Source organism: Blochmannia endosymbiont of Camponotus sp. C-003, from assembly GCF_023585685.1.
Taxonomy (GTDB): domain Bacteria; phylum Pseudomonadota; class Gammaproteobacteria; order Enterobacterales; family Enterobacteriaceae; genus Blochmanniella.
Genome location: NZ_CP097764.1, coordinates 1 through 16,919, shown reverse-complemented (window position 1 = coordinate 16,919; position 16,919 = coordinate 1). Strand labels below are relative to the sequence as shown.

General features: G+C 28.9%; 13 protein-coding genes. 6 read left to right on the top strand and 7 right to left on the bottom strand.

What is annotated here, in order from left to right; translation table 11 throughout:
- Window positions 1–136: 136 nt before the first annotated feature.
- The 3 genes from cysK (at window position 137) to ptsI (ending at window position 3,521) form a co-directional block, all read left to right on the top strand.
- Window positions 137–1,084, top strand: coding sequence for a cysteine synthase A (gene cysK / locus M9397_RS00065; protein WP_250226954.1), 948 nt, complete (start codon window positions 137–139; stop codon window positions 1,082–1,084).
- Between the two features lie 381 nt (window positions 1,085–1,465).
- On the top strand, window positions 1,466–1,723 hold the full coding sequence (locus M9397_RS00060; RefSeq protein ID WP_250227218.1) for an HPr family phosphocarrier protein: 258 nt from the start codon (window positions 1,466–1,468) through the stop codon (window positions 1,721–1,723).
- A 64-nt stretch (window positions 1,724–1,787) separates the two neighbouring features.
- Window positions 1,788–3,521 (top strand): phosphoenolpyruvate-protein phosphotransferase PtsI, encoded by a 1,734-nt coding sequence (ptsI, locus tag M9397_RS00055; RefSeq protein ID WP_250226953.1) that lies wholly within the window; start codon window positions 1,788–1,790, stop codon window positions 3,519–3,521.
- A gap of 456 nt (window positions 3,522–3,977) precedes the next feature.
- Here ptsI and cysA read toward each other — a convergent pair whose 3' ends face one another.
- The 4 genes from cysA to cysP are packed head-to-tail and all read right to left on the bottom strand — an operon-like array spanning window position 3,978 to window position 7,756.
- Window positions 3,978–5,045: a sulfate/thiosulfate ABC transporter ATP-binding protein CysA gene (cysA, locus tag M9397_RS00050; protein WP_250226952.1), complete on the bottom strand. Its 1,068-nt coding sequence runs from the start codon at window positions 5,043–5,045 to the stop codon at window positions 3,978–3,980.
- Window positions 5,046–5,067: 22 nt separating this feature from the next.
- Window positions 5,068–5,931, bottom strand: coding sequence for a sulfate ABC transporter permease (locus M9397_RS00045; protein WP_420022203.1), 864 nt, complete (start codon window positions 5,929–5,931; stop codon window positions 5,068–5,070).
- The gene (gene cysT, locus M9397_RS00040; RefSeq protein ID WP_250226951.1) at window positions 5,931–6,764 is read right to left on the bottom strand and encodes a sulfate/thiosulfate ABC transporter permease CysT; all 834 of its coding nucleotides are present in this window, start codon (window positions 6,762–6,764) and stop codon (window positions 5,931–5,933) included. Before cysT ends, M9397_RS00045 begins: the two co-directional genes overlap by 1 nt.
- Window positions 6,764–7,756, bottom strand: a complete 993-nt coding sequence (cysP, locus tag M9397_RS00035) for a thiosulfate ABC transporter substrate-binding protein CysP (protein ID WP_250226950.1) — start codon at window positions 7,754–7,756, stop codon at window positions 6,764–6,766. The genes cysT and cysP overlap by 1 nt, the downstream gene beginning before the upstream one ends.
- A 1,853-nt stretch (window positions 7,757–9,609) precedes the next feature.
- On the opposite strand from cysP, the gene tkt reads away from it, so the two are divergent.
- Both tkt and dapE read left to right on the top strand, forming a co-directional pair.
- Window positions 9,610–11,607: a transketolase gene (tkt, locus tag M9397_RS00030; protein WP_250259729.1), complete on the top strand. Its 1,998-nt coding sequence runs from the start codon at window positions 9,610–9,612 to the stop codon at window positions 11,605–11,607.
- A 170-nt stretch (window positions 11,608–11,777) separates the two neighbouring features.
- A complete protein-coding gene (gene dapE, locus M9397_RS00025; protein WP_250226948.1) occupies window positions 11,778–12,959 on the top strand; it encodes a succinyl-diaminopimelate desuccinylase in 1,182 nt (393 codons plus the stop codon).
- A 155-nt stretch (window positions 12,960–13,114) separates the two neighbouring features.
- On the opposite strand, the gene M9397_RS00020 is transcribed toward dapE, so the two are convergent.
- Window positions 13,115–13,414: an outer membrane protein assembly factor BamC gene (locus tag M9397_RS00020; RefSeq protein WP_250259727.1), complete on the bottom strand. Its 300-nt coding sequence runs from the start codon at window positions 13,412–13,414 to the stop codon at window positions 13,115–13,117.
- 45 nt (window positions 13,415–13,459) lie between these two features.
- Complete coding sequence (dapA, locus tag M9397_RS00015) at window positions 13,460–14,338, bottom strand: 4-hydroxy-tetrahydrodipicolinate synthase (RefSeq protein WP_250226946.1); 879 nt, start codon at window positions 14,336–14,338, stop codon at window positions 13,460–13,462.
- Between the two features lie 480 nt (window positions 14,339–14,818).
- Between dapA and bcp the strand changes: the two genes are divergently transcribed.
- Complete coding sequence (gene bcp / locus M9397_RS00010; protein ID WP_250226945.1) at window positions 14,819–15,292, top strand: thioredoxin-dependent thiol peroxidase; 474 nt, start codon at window positions 14,819–14,821, stop codon at window positions 15,290–15,292.
- Between the two features lie 155 nt (window positions 15,293–15,447).
- On the opposite strand, the gene upp is transcribed toward bcp, so the two are convergent.
- Complete coding sequence (gene upp, locus M9397_RS00005; protein ID WP_250226944.1) at window positions 15,448–16,074, bottom strand: uracil phosphoribosyltransferase; 627 nt, start codon at window positions 16,072–16,074, stop codon at window positions 15,448–15,450.
- Window positions 16,075–16,919: the final 845 nt, after the last annotated feature.

Below are 16,919 nucleotides of genomic sequence, written 5' to 3'. Positions count from 1 at the left end.
ATAATAATTAATTTTAATCTAATATTTATATGAGAATAAAAAACTATATTTTTATTTTTAATCCAAACTATATTTGAAAAAATTTTCTATATAAACACTCTATGTAATATTAAATAACATTTAAGGAATATTAGGTATGTATAAAATCTACCAAGATAACTCTTATACTATTGGTCATACTCCATTAGTTCGTCTTAATAATATTGGAAATGGTTATATTGCGGTTAAAATTGAATCTAGAAATCCTAGCTTTAGTGTTAAATGTCGTATTGGCGCTAATATGATTTGGGATGCAGAAAAAAGAAATTTATTAAAATTGGATACGAGACTTATAGAAGCAACAAGTGGTAACACTGGAATTGCTCTAGCCTACGTAGCAGCTGCACGAAATTATAAATTAACTTTGACCATGCCGGATACCATGAGCATTGAACGTATTAAATTAATAAAAGCTTTAGGAGCTGAAATTATATTGACAAGAGGACATGATGGAATGAAAGGAGCTATTGCTAAAGCAAAAGAGATCGTTTCTTCTGATCCTAAACATTATGTATTATTACAACAATTTAGCAATCCTGCAAATCCAGAAATTCATGAAAAAACCACAGGACCTGAAATTTGGAATGACTCGGATGGACAAATAGATGTATTTGTAGCCGGAGTTGGTACAGGAGGTACTATCACCGGAGTTGGACGATTTTTAAAACGTACACAAAAAAATAAAAAAATTATTATTGTAGCAGTAGAACCAGAAGACTCTCCAATCATTACCCAAACATTATCTGGTCAAAATATAAAACCAGCGCCACACAAAATTCAAGGTATTGGTGCTGGTTTTATCCCAAAAAATCTCGACTTAACTTTAATTGATCATGTAGAAACAGTAAACATAGATGCAGCTATTAGCTACGCTAAGCATTTAATGGAAAAAGAAGGAATTTTAGCTGGAATTTCTTCAGGAGCCGCATTAGCAGCAGCGATACAATTACAAAAAAATAAGTCCTATGCTACTAAAAATATAGTAGTTATACTTCCATCATCTGGTGAACGATATTTAAGTACCGTATTATTTTCAAAGTTATAAAAAAATAAATTTTTATATTGATACTCAAAAAAATAGAAAACATTCATATAAGGTGTTTTCTATTATTTATTTCTATATAGATAAAAACAATTTATGTATTTTATTTATTGCAGAATTTATAAAAATATTGAATTCATTACATTATGTAAATAGAATACTATCTTTTTAAGACATTAAAATAGGTAATCCAAATGAAAAATATCTTTGAGTACATATTCTATTTTAAATGTGATATAGATAAAAATAAACAAAAATTAGTACATTATTTATATGCACAAACAATTTTATTCATTTATGTTCATGAATAATAATGTTTAATTTGTATTAAATTTACAGAGAAATATTATTCTCATCGTATCATTGAATCAAATGGAGATAAAAATGTATCAAAAAGAAACTATAATCACTGCTTCTAATGGTTTACATACCCGTCCAGCTACTCAATTTGTAAAAGCAGCAAAAAAATTTAATTCTGAAATTACAGTAATCTCTAACGGAAAAAAAGCAAGTGCTAAAAGTTTGTTTAAACTACAAACACTCGGTTTAAGCAAAGGCTCCACAGTTATCATTTCTGCCGATGGTACAGATGCAGAAAAAGCAGTGCAACATTTAATCAAGTTTATTACTGAGCTTAAATAAATACAATATAATCAAATTAATATTCGTATAATACATTATTTATAACTCTAATGAAGGTAGAATTATGATTTCAGGAATCTCAGTATCACCTGGCATCGCCTTCGGAAAAGCGTTGCTATTACAAGAAAAAAAAATCCTCATTAATTTAGAAAAAATCAATATTGGAACCATTGAACAAGAAATCAATCGATTTCTTTCAGGACGTGCTGAAACTTCCAGGCAATTAAAAGAAATTAAAAACAAAGTAAAAAAACAATTAGACTCTAAAAAAGAAGCTATATTTGAAGGTCATATTATCTTACTAGAAGATGAAGAGCTCGAACAAGATATTATTACTCTTATTAAAGAAGAATTATTCAGCGCTGATGCCGCCGTACATTCAGTAATCGAAACCCAAGCAAAAGCTTTAGAACAATTAGAAGATGAATATTTAAAAGAACGTGCTACTGATGTACGAGATATTGGAAATCGTTTATTAAAAAATATTCTAGGAATTCCAATTATTGACTTAAATGCTATTACTGAAGAAGTAATCATTATTGCGGTAGATTTGAGCCCATCAGAAACTGCTCAATTAAATTTAAAAAAAGTTTTAGGATTTATTACTGATGCTGGTGGAAAAACTTCACACACCTCCATTATGGCACGTTCTTTAGAATTACCAGCCATCGTAGGAACCGGTATAATTACAAAAAGAGTTTCCAATGGGGACTTTGTAATACTCGATGCCTTAAATAACAAAATTTATATCAATCCAACCCCAAACATCATTAAAAATATAAATATATTACAAAAAAAATATATTACTGAAAAACATGAACTAACCAAATTAAAAAATCTCCCAGCTATTACTCTCGACAGACATCAAGTACGAATATGCGCTAATATCGGTACAATACACGATATAGTTAGAGCTAAAGAAAATGGAGCTGAAGGTATAGGATTATATAGAACTGAATTTTTATTTATGAATCGCAATTCATTGCCCACAGAAGAGGAACAATTTAAAGCCTATAAACATGCAGCTGAATCAATGATTAACGAAGCTATAGTCATACGTGTTATGGATATTGGAGGTGATAAAAATTTACCTTACATGCATCTTCCAATCGAAGAAAATCCATTTCTTGGATGGCGCGCTATTCGCATTATGTTGGACAGAAAAGATATACTACATACTCAATTACGTGCTATCTTGAGAGCTTCTTTTTTTGGTAAATTGCGAATCATGTATCCCATGATTATTTCAGTAGAAGAAGTAAAAACTTTAAATACAGAATTAAATTTTTTAAAAACACAACTTCGAAAAGAAGGGAAAAAATTTGACGAAAATATTAAAGTAGGAGTCATGATAGAAACTCCTGCTTCTGCGATTATCGCTCATCACTTAGCTAAAGAAGTAGATTTTTTCAGCATCGGCACTAACGATTTAACTCAATATACTCTTGCAGTGGATCGCGGCAACAAATTAATATCTCATCTATATAACCCCATATCTCCGTCTATTTTAATATTAATTAAAAAAGTAATCGAAGCTTCACATGCTGTAGGGAAATGGACAGCTATGTGCGGAGAAATGGCAGGAGATGAACGTACTACTCTGTTATTACTAGGAATGGGGTTAGATGAATTTAGCATGAGCTCCATATCTATTCCACAGATAAAAAATATAATTCGAAATTCATATTATCATGATGCAAAAAAAATAGCACAAAAAGCATTAAATTATTCAACCACAGAATCATTAATGCATTTACTTATGCATACACGTGTATCAAATAATACACAAAAATTATAAAACTATTTTTGATTAAAACATTATCATATTTATATAACCATATGATTTGTAACAAAAAAATTTCTTTTAATTTTATAAATAAACCATCATATAATAGTTTATTATAAAAAATTAAACCTGATATTTACACATATATTGTATGTATCAAATAAAATAACCAATATAGTATATGGATATAATCATCTATGTGATATATAGAATAATTAATATATGTATATTAATTATTCTATATATTTTTTTATAACATCTTTTTTAATCTAATTAATCAACCATCTTAAAACTATAAAATTAATAAATAAAAAGATAACTTTGCACACCAAAACAACTAAACATGAAAACTATCAATTATTTTACATTATCCACCTAAACACACTATAATCTATATAATATACACCATACATTTTAAAACAATACTACCGCTACCACGTGCAATTACAGAATCTCAAAAAACATTATTTATAATACTATCTCTCCTGAATATAATCGTGCATTACGACCACTTAAATAACAATGTGAACCACACTCTGGAACACCAAAAATATCTTTAATCCCTAAAATTATAGTCAATAAATCTTGATGCCACCCTAAAGGCTCCACACTCAATTGCCAATAATAACCATGCAAACTAACATTAACAATCTTAGCTGGTAACGGATAAAGCACATTATTTTCTTTACTTATATCCATTTCCCATGGACGAAAAAATAACTCTACTTTTCCTTGTAAATCCGGAATATACGGTAAAGACCAATGATAAGATCCAATAAATAACTCTGATCCACACACTACCCCCTGTAAACAATTAACTTCGCTTATAAACTCTAAAACAAAACGAGTAGCCGGAACACACCAAATGTCTGTAGGTGTACCTATCTGCTCAATAACTCCTCGATTCATGACTACTATCCTATTAGCAACTTCCATAGCTTCTTCTTGATCATGCGTCACAAAAACACTAGTAAATTTAAATTCATTATGCAACTTGCGAAGCCAACGACGCAATTCTTTTCTCACTTGTGTATCTAACGCACCAAATGGTTCATCTAATAACAAAATTTCTGGTTCAATTGCTAAAGAACGAGCTAAAGCTACACGTTGCTTTTGACCTCCAGAAAGTTGAGTGGGATATCTATTTGCTAAACATTCTAATTGAATCATTCTTAATAATTGTGTAACTTTTTTATTAATTATATGAACACTTGGGCGTTTATGACGTGGGAGCATTCTTATTCCAAAAGAAATATTATCTGATACTGTCATATGACGAAATAAAGCATAATTTTGAAAAACAAAACCAACATGACGATCACGAGCGCTAAGATGACTGACATCTTTACCTCTAAAACGCACACAACCACTATTATAATGTTCTAACCCAGCAATAATACGTAGTAATGTTGTTTTTCCAGAACCGGATGGTCCTAATAACGCTATTATTTCTCCAGATTCAATATGCAAAGAAACATTAGTCAATATTTTATCATGACCAAAAAATTTGGTAATTCCATCTATTTCAATACTCATTTCTTATCCTTTGATCATAATATTAATCAATACGTTTTAAACGACTTTGTAAATAATGTTTAATAAATAACATAAAAATTGATATACAAGCTAATAATGACGCCGCAACAAATGCACCTACAGTATTATAATCTTGATATAATAATTCTACATATAACGACACAGTATATGTTTCACCTCGTATTAATCCTGATACTATAGATACCGCTCCAAATTCCCCAATAGCACGAGCATTAGTAAGAATAGCACCATATAATAATGCCCAACGAATATTCGGAAAAGTAACATAACGAAACATCATCCAACCAGATGCTCCAAGAAGTATCGCTGCCTCGTCTTCCTGTTTTCCTTGATTTATCATCATAGGAACAAGCTCGTGTACAACAAAAGGACAAGTAACAAAAATAGTAACTAATACTAATCCTACCCATGTAAATATTATTTGTATATTATTCAAATCAAGCCAATTTGCTATTATATTATTATTTGAATAAAACAATAAATACAATAATCCAGCAATTACTGGAGAAACAGCAATGGGTATATTTATAAAAATATACAACAACTGTCTTCCATAAAATTGAAAACGAGTTATCAACCAAGCCATTAATATACCAAAAAATACATTAATCGGTACCGTAAATAGCGCTACAATAACTGTCAAAAAAACAGCATGTATCATATCTTGATTTGTTAGATTTATGATTACTGTTTTTAGACCTTCTGAAAAAGCAGATACAAAAATTACAATTAAAGGAACTAACAATAACATCATTGATATAAACAAAGTAAAACTAATTAGAATCCATTGATTCCACCTAATATTACAGTTATAATTACTGTTGTAATGTCTATTGACGTAATGACTCAACGTGCTTATTATCATCAAGATCCTTTAAACCTCTGGTTTATTCGTAATTGAAACATACTAGTAAAACACAACAACAATAAAGAAATAATTAAAATTACAGAAGCAATAGCGCTGGCTGCCGGGTAATCAAATTCCTGTAAACGAATAAAAATAATTAAAGAAATAACTTCATTCTTCCAAGCAACATTTCCAGCTATAAAGATAACTGCACCAAATTCACCTAAACTTCGGATGAAAGACAACGCTACACCATACAACCAAGCTGGTGCCAATTCCGGAAAAATTACATTACAAAAAATTTGCCAATGATCAGCTCCAAGAGTTTCTGCTGCTTCTTCATAATCTATAGTAAATTCTTCTAAAACGGGTTGTACAGTCCGTACTACAAATGGAATACTTGTAAAAATCATAGCAATGGATATTCCTATCCACGTATACGATACTGTGATGCCAACTCGGTATAACCACATTCCGTACCAACCTGATGTTGAAAACAATGTTGCCAAAGTTAGTCCTGCCACCGCGGTAGGTAAAGCAAAAGGTAAATCTATTAATGCATCTAATAATTTCTGACCAGGAAATTGATATCTAGTTATTACCCATGATACTAACATTCCAAATATAGCATTAAATAATGTCGCTGACCCAGCAGATAATAAAGTGATTTTATAAGAAACTAATAATTCTGGATCTGTAATTATATCCCAATATTGAGAAAAACTCATCTGAGATAATTGCATAATCAACGCGCTCAAAGGTAATAATAGAATCAAACAAACAAATAATAAACTTCCGCCCAGTGCCATTCCAAATCCAGGTAACGTACGTTTAGCTGAAAAAAATAACATCAACGATGTCCTATTGATAACAATTGATCTAATTCACCACCACGCGTAAAATGTGTATTCATGATAGTCTTCCAATTACCAAGTTGATCTTCTATCCTAAATAATTGACTCCCAGATGATCCATTCTGATATACCTGATCAATGTCGTTTGGATTAACACGATACCCAAGCTTGGTAATAATCTTTTGTGCTGCAGGAACGTATAGGTAATCTAAATAAGCCTGTGCTACATCTTTGGTTTTATTTCTAATGACATTTTTATCTATCCAAGTTACTGGAAATTCTACCAAAATATTGGGTGTGGGTATAACAATTTCATAACTATCAAATCCATATTGATCTTGGACTAATTTTGCTTCAGATTCAAAACTAATTAGTACATCTCCTTGATTACGATCAACAAAAGTAGAAGTAGCAGCACGTCCTCCAGTATCAAAGACCACTACATTCTTTAAAAATTTTTGCATCCAAATGCGAGTTTGTTCTATATTTCCGTCGCTATTTTTTAAAAAAAAATTCCAAGCAGCTAAATAAGTATAACGTCCATTACCAGAAGTTTTAGGATTAGGAAATATTATTTGCAGACCTTCGTTAGTTAAATCATGCCAATTATGAATTCCCTTTGGGTTGCCTCGCCTCACTAAGAAAGCCATAGTAGAAAAAAATGGAGAACTATGATTTGGAAATCGATCTTGCCAATTTTTAGGAATTAAGTGTCCGCGATCACACAAAATTTGAATATCTATCACTTGATTATATGTAACCACATCCGCTCGTAATCCTTGTAATATTGCCATAGCTTGTCTAGTAGATCCTGCATGAGATTGACGAATAATTAACGTATCCTCAGGATGAAGATCTTTCCAATATTTAATAAAATCAGAATTAATCTTTAAAAACAATTCTCTAGACACGTCATAAGAACTATTTAATAAAACAGTTCCATGTACCGGAACATAAAAAACACAACATAACAATACTATTAACTTCATTATGTTTAAAATAGTATGTATACTAATCATTATTATATCCGAATACAAACATATACCCGATCAAATAGAGATATTCCTTCAGTTAATAGAATATTATTCTATAATACATAATACATACAATTACGATATCAACTTTGATAAAATTTATGTTTACACAAGTTTTGTAATCAATTAATAATATTATGATGATATCTGTTATTGTATAGATGAATTTTCATATATTGGCTAATTATTAATCGAATAAAATTTTCCATTAATCATATTACATGAAGATTATATATAATTCTCTCCGTAAAAATAATACCATATTCAATATTATAATTTATAATAAAATATAGTAATATTATTTTTTTTAAAAAACATATAAAAATATTTTATAAAATAAAAGACAATTCACAAATGATTCCTATACAATATGTGGATATCTGCATTAAGATGATTTAAAATCCAAAAAATCATTATCAATATAATTATATCAATAATTAAAACATTTAAAATTAAAATAATTCTGTTGCAATAAATGATTTATATAACAAATGATCATCTGTATGTATAAAAATTTTGATTACTTTTTATACAGTTTAAGACAATTCTTATTATAATTAATATTACAATAACATTTGTTATATACTATAATTATAACCTAAACAAAGTAGACTGTTACGAAATAAAATACAAAAAAAATAATTATTTTAAACACATTAAAAACATTATGTTCAACTATGCATTGGATATATGCTACATATCCATATAAATTTTATTGTGGAAAAATAAGTAATATACTAAATAACTGGTACAATCTTAAATTCCATTAAATGTTACATAATACCCATATTTTAAATCATTTTTCTATTATGTGTTATATATAACATATTAAAAAAGAAAACAGATATGTAATTTTGATACGATCTAAAAAATTAATACTGCAATAACTGCATGTCGAGAGCGTCACTTCAACCATAATAATATTTATAGTTATGTAATAAAAGTTACAATTAATATTAAATGATAACAATAACAATTTTCAATATTTTAATAATACTGCATTACATACAAATGTATATACATGAATTAATAAATGATTTCTAGATACATAATAATCATACAGTACATATTGCGACATGTGACACAACTTATATGTGATACGAATATATTTATTACTGAAAACACATTTGAATTAGAGATGAAACAGCGATAAATAATATTTTAAACTGAAAAAATATATTTCACTTTATATATTTAAAATAATTATAATATTTCAATATTACTCAATTATAAATTGAAATACGGAGTCAGCAATGTATCAATCAAATGGTTTAAAAAAATTCCGTAATTACAGAAAATATTAAAAATATTGATACTATTCGGTATAGCCATCATCTATATAATTTATGTTTAATCTCTCTATTTATGAATCTTATTTTTAACTGTTATACATCAATATGTACTACTATTAAAAATATAGGATTTACAATTCTCTTAACATGCAAAAAAATAAATAAAAATCATTGTTACCACAATAAATATTACGTCAACAATATTACTACAAACACCAATTTTAATACAACTAACTTAATCATGATAGCTATAGCTATAAATGAACGTGATCACTTAACGAAATACTACTACACAATTAATCAAGCAAATCAATCATATGCAACCTATCAAATGCTGTATATTTGATTTTTTAAAAAAAGTATGTAATAAATCTATTTCTATATATCAATCAACTTTTTTAAAAAATAATAAAATAATTATGGAAAAATTAAACTAAACATATTCAATAATTCTCTATAAGAGACAATATTTAATGGCCCTTTTGATTAAAATATTCAACATTAGGAAAACGTTTTATGTTATCAGAAAAAATACTAGCTAATGCCATACGTATATTAAGTATAGATGCTATACAAAAAGCTAATTCTGGACATCCTGGGTGTCCCATGGGTATGGCCGATATCGCTGAAGTCTTATGGAGAGACTACTTAAACCATAACCCAAATAATCCTAATTGGATTAACAGAGATCGATTTGTTTTATCTAATGGACATGGATCAATGCTGTTATACAGCATACTACATTTAACCGGATATAAAATATCCATAGAAGATTTAAAAAATTTTAGACAATTAAATTCTAAAACACCCGGTCATCCAGAATATGAGAATACCGATGGGATTGAGGTTACAACAGGTCCACTAGGACAAGGTCTTGCTAACGCTGTAGGGTTTGCAATTGCTGAACGGACGCTAGCAGCTCAATTTAATCGTGCACAGTTTAATATCATTAATCATTATACCTATGTATTTGTAGGAGATGGATGTATGATGGAAGGCATTTCTCATGAAGTTTGCTCGCTAGCCGGAACTATGAAATTAAACAAATTAATTATATTTTATGATAATAACGGCATTTCTATAGACGGAAATGTACAAGAATGGTTCACAGATAATACTGCCGTGCGTTTTGAAGCTTATGGATGGCATGTAATACGCAATATCGACGGCCATAATAGGGATTCTGTTAAAACTGCAATTAATCAGGCTCAATCCACATTAGATAGACCGTCATTGTTAATATGTAATACTATTATTGCATTTGGATCTCCAAATAAAAGCGGAACACATAGCGCTCACGGCGCACCATTAGGAGTAAAAGAAGTTGTTGCTACTCGAAAAGCACTGAATTGGAATGAACCCCCATTCGTCATTCCAAAAGAAATATATAAATTATGGAATGCTACGATACTAGGGCAAAAAAAGGAAAATAACTGGCAACAACTGTTTTATAAATACCAGGTTACTTATCCTAATTTAGCAAAAGAATTAATAAGACGAATACAACGAAAATTACCTGATGATTGGTATAAAGACACACAACAATTTATTGAAAATTTACAGGTACACTCCAAAAATATCGCTACACGTCAAGCTTCTCAAATTATCATTGAATCTTTTTCGAGAAAATTACCAGAACTTTTTGGTGGATCTGCAGACTTAACTCCCAGCAATTTGACCGATTGCTCTCAATCTTGTTCTATTATGCAAAATCCTTCCGGAAATTATATTCATTACGGTGTACGTGAATTTGGAATGACTGCTATTGCTAACGGAATCGCTAATTATGGAACTTTTTTACCTTATACTGCTACATTTTTAACATTTTCTGAATACGCACGCAACGCAGTTCGAATGGCAGCATTAATGAATAGTCATCATATTATGATTTATACTCATGATTCTATTGGATTAGGAGAAGATGGGCCAACTCATCAGCCCGTAGAACAATTATCAAGTTTACGTATGACGCCCAATTTGACAGTATGGCGTCCCTGTGATCAAGTAGAAACAGCAGTTGCCTGGAAATTAGCAATTGAAAATCGTGGACCAACCGTATTGATTTTATCTAGACAAAATCTCACACAACAAGAACGCACATCAATACAAATTAGCAACATTGCTCGCGGAGGATATATTCTGAAAGATTGTCAAAATATTCCTGAATTAATTATAATCGCTACTGGATCAGAAATAACATTAGCAGTAGAGTCATATTACCGATTAACCGATGAAGGTTACAAAATACGAGTTATTTCATTGCCTTCTACTGATATATTTGATCAGCAGGATCAATCATATCGTGAATACGTATTACCAAATTCAGTAATTAATAGAATAGCTATCGAAGCTAGCAGCGCTGACTATTGGCATAAGTACGTTGGATTACATGGTGAAATCATTGGCATGAATACATTTGGAAAATCAGCGCCATCCAATCAATTATTTAAATTTTTTGACTTTACCGTAGACTATGTGATCAATAAATCATATAAATTACTCAAAACATCATAAATCAACAGGTTACCAACAATATTTAATTTTCCATAAAAAATATCTATTTCAATATGTTTGTATAAATTTATACATATGAATTTTATACTAATAAAATTATGGGGTTTAAACGTGTGAGTGATTAACTTCACAATAACTTTGTCACAACTATTATTGCGGAAAAACAAAAAATGAATGATTCAACACTAATAAAATTAGCTCAAAAATTAATTCAACAACCTTCAGTACACCCAGATCATCATGGTTGCCATAAAATAATTGTAGATTATTTATCAAAATTCAATTTTGATATAGAATTAATGCGTTTTGACAACACTCTTAATCTTTGGGCATTTCATGGTCTCAAAAAACAACAAAACCGTACATTACTGTTTATTGGGCATACTGATGTGGTTGAACCTGGCGATTTGCAACTTTGGGATTACCCCCCGTTCTCAGGATTAGTACATAATAACATATTGCATGGACGAGGTGCGATTGATATGAAAGGTGCATTAGCAGCTATGTTAGTAGCTGCTACTAATTTTATCAATCAACATCCCAATCATCAAGGACGGATCGCATTTCTCATTACTTCTGATGAAGAAGGAAGCGGCATCAACGGAACTACAAAAGTCGTAGAATCTCTAATCAAACGTAACGAACATATAGACTATTGCATAGTAGGAGAACCATCCAGTCAACATCAACTGGGAGATATTATAAAAAATGGTAGACGGGGTTCACTTCTTGGACAACTAACAATACATGGATCACAAGGCCATGTAGCGTATCCTCAATTTTTAAAAAATCCAATACATTTAATCGTTCCAGCTCTGTCAGATTTACTACACACTACATGGGATCAAGAAAAAAGTATACTATTTCCTCCTACTGTTATACAAATGACTAATATTTGTTCTAATAGTAACAACAACAATGTTACACCCCATACGGTTATATTAAATTTTAATATACGCTTTAATGATAAATGTTCTATTGACGACATTAAACGACACACAAGTAAAATATTCGCGCGTTACACAGTAACTTGTAATATCGATTGGAAACTTTCTGCGGAACCTTATTTTAGTAATCCTAGAAAATTATATAATGTTGTAGTGAATGCAATTAAATGTCATCAAAAATTTAAACCTCGATTAGAAACCACAGGAGGTACTTCTGATGGGCGGTTTATAGCTAAAATGGGGGCAGAAATCATAGAATTAGGTGCTCTCAATCATACAATCCACAAAGTTAACGAATACATTGACTTGATTGATTTAAAATTGCTTAGCGCTATATATCAAAAGATAATAGCAGATTTAATGATAAATACAATAATTATTGTTACATTTTATAACATATTATGACAACAACTCTGAAACTAAGAACGTGATTGTTGAACTTCATATATAAACTATTTCAATACTAAATTAATAAATATATAGTTTTACTATATTCTGCATATGTTTAAAAACAAACTCAACAAAAATACTGCGATTATATTTAATATTTTATACTAAAATTAATCCTCAACATTAATTAAACAAGATTCATTTAACATATCTGTAGATAAAATTAACGGAGGACATATGTTTAATTGTTTACCTACTTCTTGATCACCGATATTGATATTAGGAACAACATAATCATCATATGATATAGGCAATGCAACATCTAAATCTTTCGGTATATTTAATTCCACCAAAGATGTAGTATCTAAATATGATAAATCACCATTAAGTTTACAACGAGATTCCTTATACGTTCCAAAAGAACAAGCCGACAATAATATCACAGACAGAATCTCTAAAAAAATTAACATTATAGCCCTTATAAATACTCATTCATAAATAAGTATGATGATTTATTAAAATAATCCTGAATCTATTAAAACTTTCTTTAATACATCACGATGTACTGCAGATAAAGCAGTCATGGGCAACCGTGCAGCATCGTGCGATATTAATCCTAACTCTTTGCAAGCCCATTTCACTGGAATTGGATTAGAATCAATAAATAAAGCTTGGTGTACAGGTATCAAACGTTGATTAATATATTGTGCATTTAAAAAATCGTTTTCATTAGCTAACTTACATAACTCAGCCATTTCTTTCGCAGCAATATTTGCTGTAACGGAAATCACTCCACCCCCCCCAAGTTGCATAAAATCTAATGCGCTTAAATCATCTCCGCTCAATAAAATAAAATTTTCATGAACCAACTGTTTCAATTGATTTACTCGATTTAAGTTTCCTGTCGCCTCTTTAATACCCACTATATTTTTTATGTTTGATAAACGGGCAACAGTAACCGGTAGCATATCACAACCAGTACGTACTGGAACATTATATAATATTTGAGGCAGTTCTGTACTTTCTGAGATAGCTTTAAAATGCTGAAATAATCCTTCTTGATTAGGACAATTATAATAAGGAGTAACACTTAAACAAGCTGCTATATCACTATCATTAAATTTATTAGTTAATGCAACAGCCTCGGCAGTCGAATTAGCACCAGTACCCGCTATAATGGGTATTCTACCATCACTAAACTCTAAGGTGCGCATAACTACATCAACGTGCTCTTCATGTGTTAGTCCAGACATTTCTCCAGTTGTACCAACGGAGACAATAGCTGACGTACCACTAACTACATGATGATCAACAAGTTTTTTTAAACTCATTCGATCTACAGCACCATTGAGATCCATTGGGGTAATTAACGCCACTATACTTCCCGTAAACATGAACTATTATCTCCAATAAACAAAATCTACAAAATATCGTTATTTAGTAAATAAAATCTAAATAAAATAACAATAAATATCAAATAAAATACTAGGCTATCCTATACATATAGTAATAAACATTATAATTAATTTTTTAATTATATATATAATATTATTAATAAACATGCTTATCTTTTACTACAGTTTAATATTTTATATTAAATAGAAATTATTTTCATTAAATTTTTACTTAATAAGTAAATTATTATTCGTTAAGAACATCTAAAATATAGTAATTTAAAAAATTTTTTAAAAATAGTTTTTTATTCTTTTTTATATGAAACTCCAAATTTTTCATGTTCGTGTATAACGTAAACTTTTTATTAAATAAATTTATTTATATTCTATACATACGTTTAAAATAATATTAAAATCTGACAACAATAAACTATTTTATATGAAATATAACTATTTAAATTATTAATGGAGTGTTATATTATGATACCACTACAAATTGGGGATACAGCACCTCAATTTAATTTACCTGATCAAAATGGTGTTTTGATCAGTCTGAATTCTTTTATAGGAATAAAAAAAATTCTTGTTTATTTCTTTCCTAAAGCTATGACACCAGGATGCACTATACAGGCATGTAAATTGAGAGATAACATGCATGCATTTAGAAAATTGAACATAGAAATAATTGGAATTAGTAACGACACATCAGAAAAACTTGCAAAATTCTCTGAAAAAGAAATGTTAAACTTTACTTTACTTACTGATGAAAACAACCAAATTGCCAAGAAATTTGGAGTATGGGGTGAAAAAAAATTTATGGGTAAACCATATAATGGTATACATCGTGTGAGTTTCATAATAAACCAAACCGGAATGATCGAACAAGTATTTCAACATTTTAAACCAGTTGATCATGATCAGATCGTATTACGTTATCTAATTGATAACAATTAATCGCGTAAATAAAATGCTACCAAAAAAATAAACATGGATGCATGTTTTTATATTATCGATATTAAATTTTCTACAACAATTATAGCTATAATATTTATGCAGTTCAATATATTTTTAAACAATTAAAAATATATTGAACTGCAATCAATTATATATCATTTAGTTCCAAATGTTTTATCGCCAGCGTCTCCAAATCCTGGTATAATATAACCATATTTATTAATTTTTTGATCTATAGAAGCTAAATATAATTCAATATCTGGATGTTTTTCTTCTAAAGCTTTAATTCCTTCTGGAGCTGCTACTATCGATAACACCTTTATATTACTGCATCCAAATTTCTTTAATAAATCAATAGTAGCAATTATTGATCCACCAGTAGCTAACATAGGGTCTAACACCATAGCCATACGTTCATTAATATTGGAAACTAATTTATGAAAATATGGAATTGGTTGAAGAGTGATTTCATTACGATAAATTCCTATTATACTAATACGTGCGCTTGGAAGATGCTCTAATACACCATTCATCATACCTAATCCAGCTCTCAATATTGGTACTACCGTTATTTTTTTTCCCTTAATACGTGCAATCTTTACTAATCCACACCACCCTTTAATAGTTATTATTTCCATTTCTAAATCATCAGTAGCTACATAAGTTAATAAACTTCCTAATTCTGAAGATAATTCTCTAAAACGTTTAGTACTAATGTCACAAATACGCATTAGCCCTAATTTATGACGTACCAATGGATGTTTAACTTCAACTATTTTCATATAAATTTTGTTCTCCATGAAAGTAAATACTCCAATCTGAAGAATTATACTTTCAATATCAATTTAAATAATATCCCATATTTTAAACACACAAATATGGGATATTATTTAAATTGATATTTGAAGAATTTTATTGATAAAATAAAAATTCACATATATAATATTCTAAATCATTTACTCTCCCATACACAATGCAAATTAAATTTAAATAACAAAATTATATAATATAATCTATACATGTTAATAACTTTATTTAATTAAATATCATTTATAAGTACAAACTATTACCAAAATAGTATTCCTGTATCTTATGTTTAGAAGAAATATGTGTTATGATGCAGTGTATTTATTATGATAATGATATATTTAGATTTAAACAAAATATATAAAAATGTGAATTGCATTCTTATACGATATCTATATCAAAAAATATTTTTTTATTATCGTTTCATAGAGTTACTAAAAATAAATCATGACTTCTTATATATATTTACGTTCATATAAATATATTCATATCCAATGAATACGATAAAGAACAAACAAAAATCGTTAATTAACATTAATTTAAAAACTATAACAATTAACCTATCCAAAATGGATAAATAATTTTTTATTAATTTTAAAATAATATTTTAATACATTATACATTTCTTACAGAGAAATGTGTTTTGTAACAATTACATATTTAGTAAAAATAATACTAGTATTGAATAAAAACATATATTTCATAGAATACTTGTAGTACTCTAACAAGAGGCTTTAATACTAAAGATTATTATATATAAATTTTTTATTGTTTTATGAAAATAAAAAAGAAAAAAATACGCATTGCCAAATGGATATTA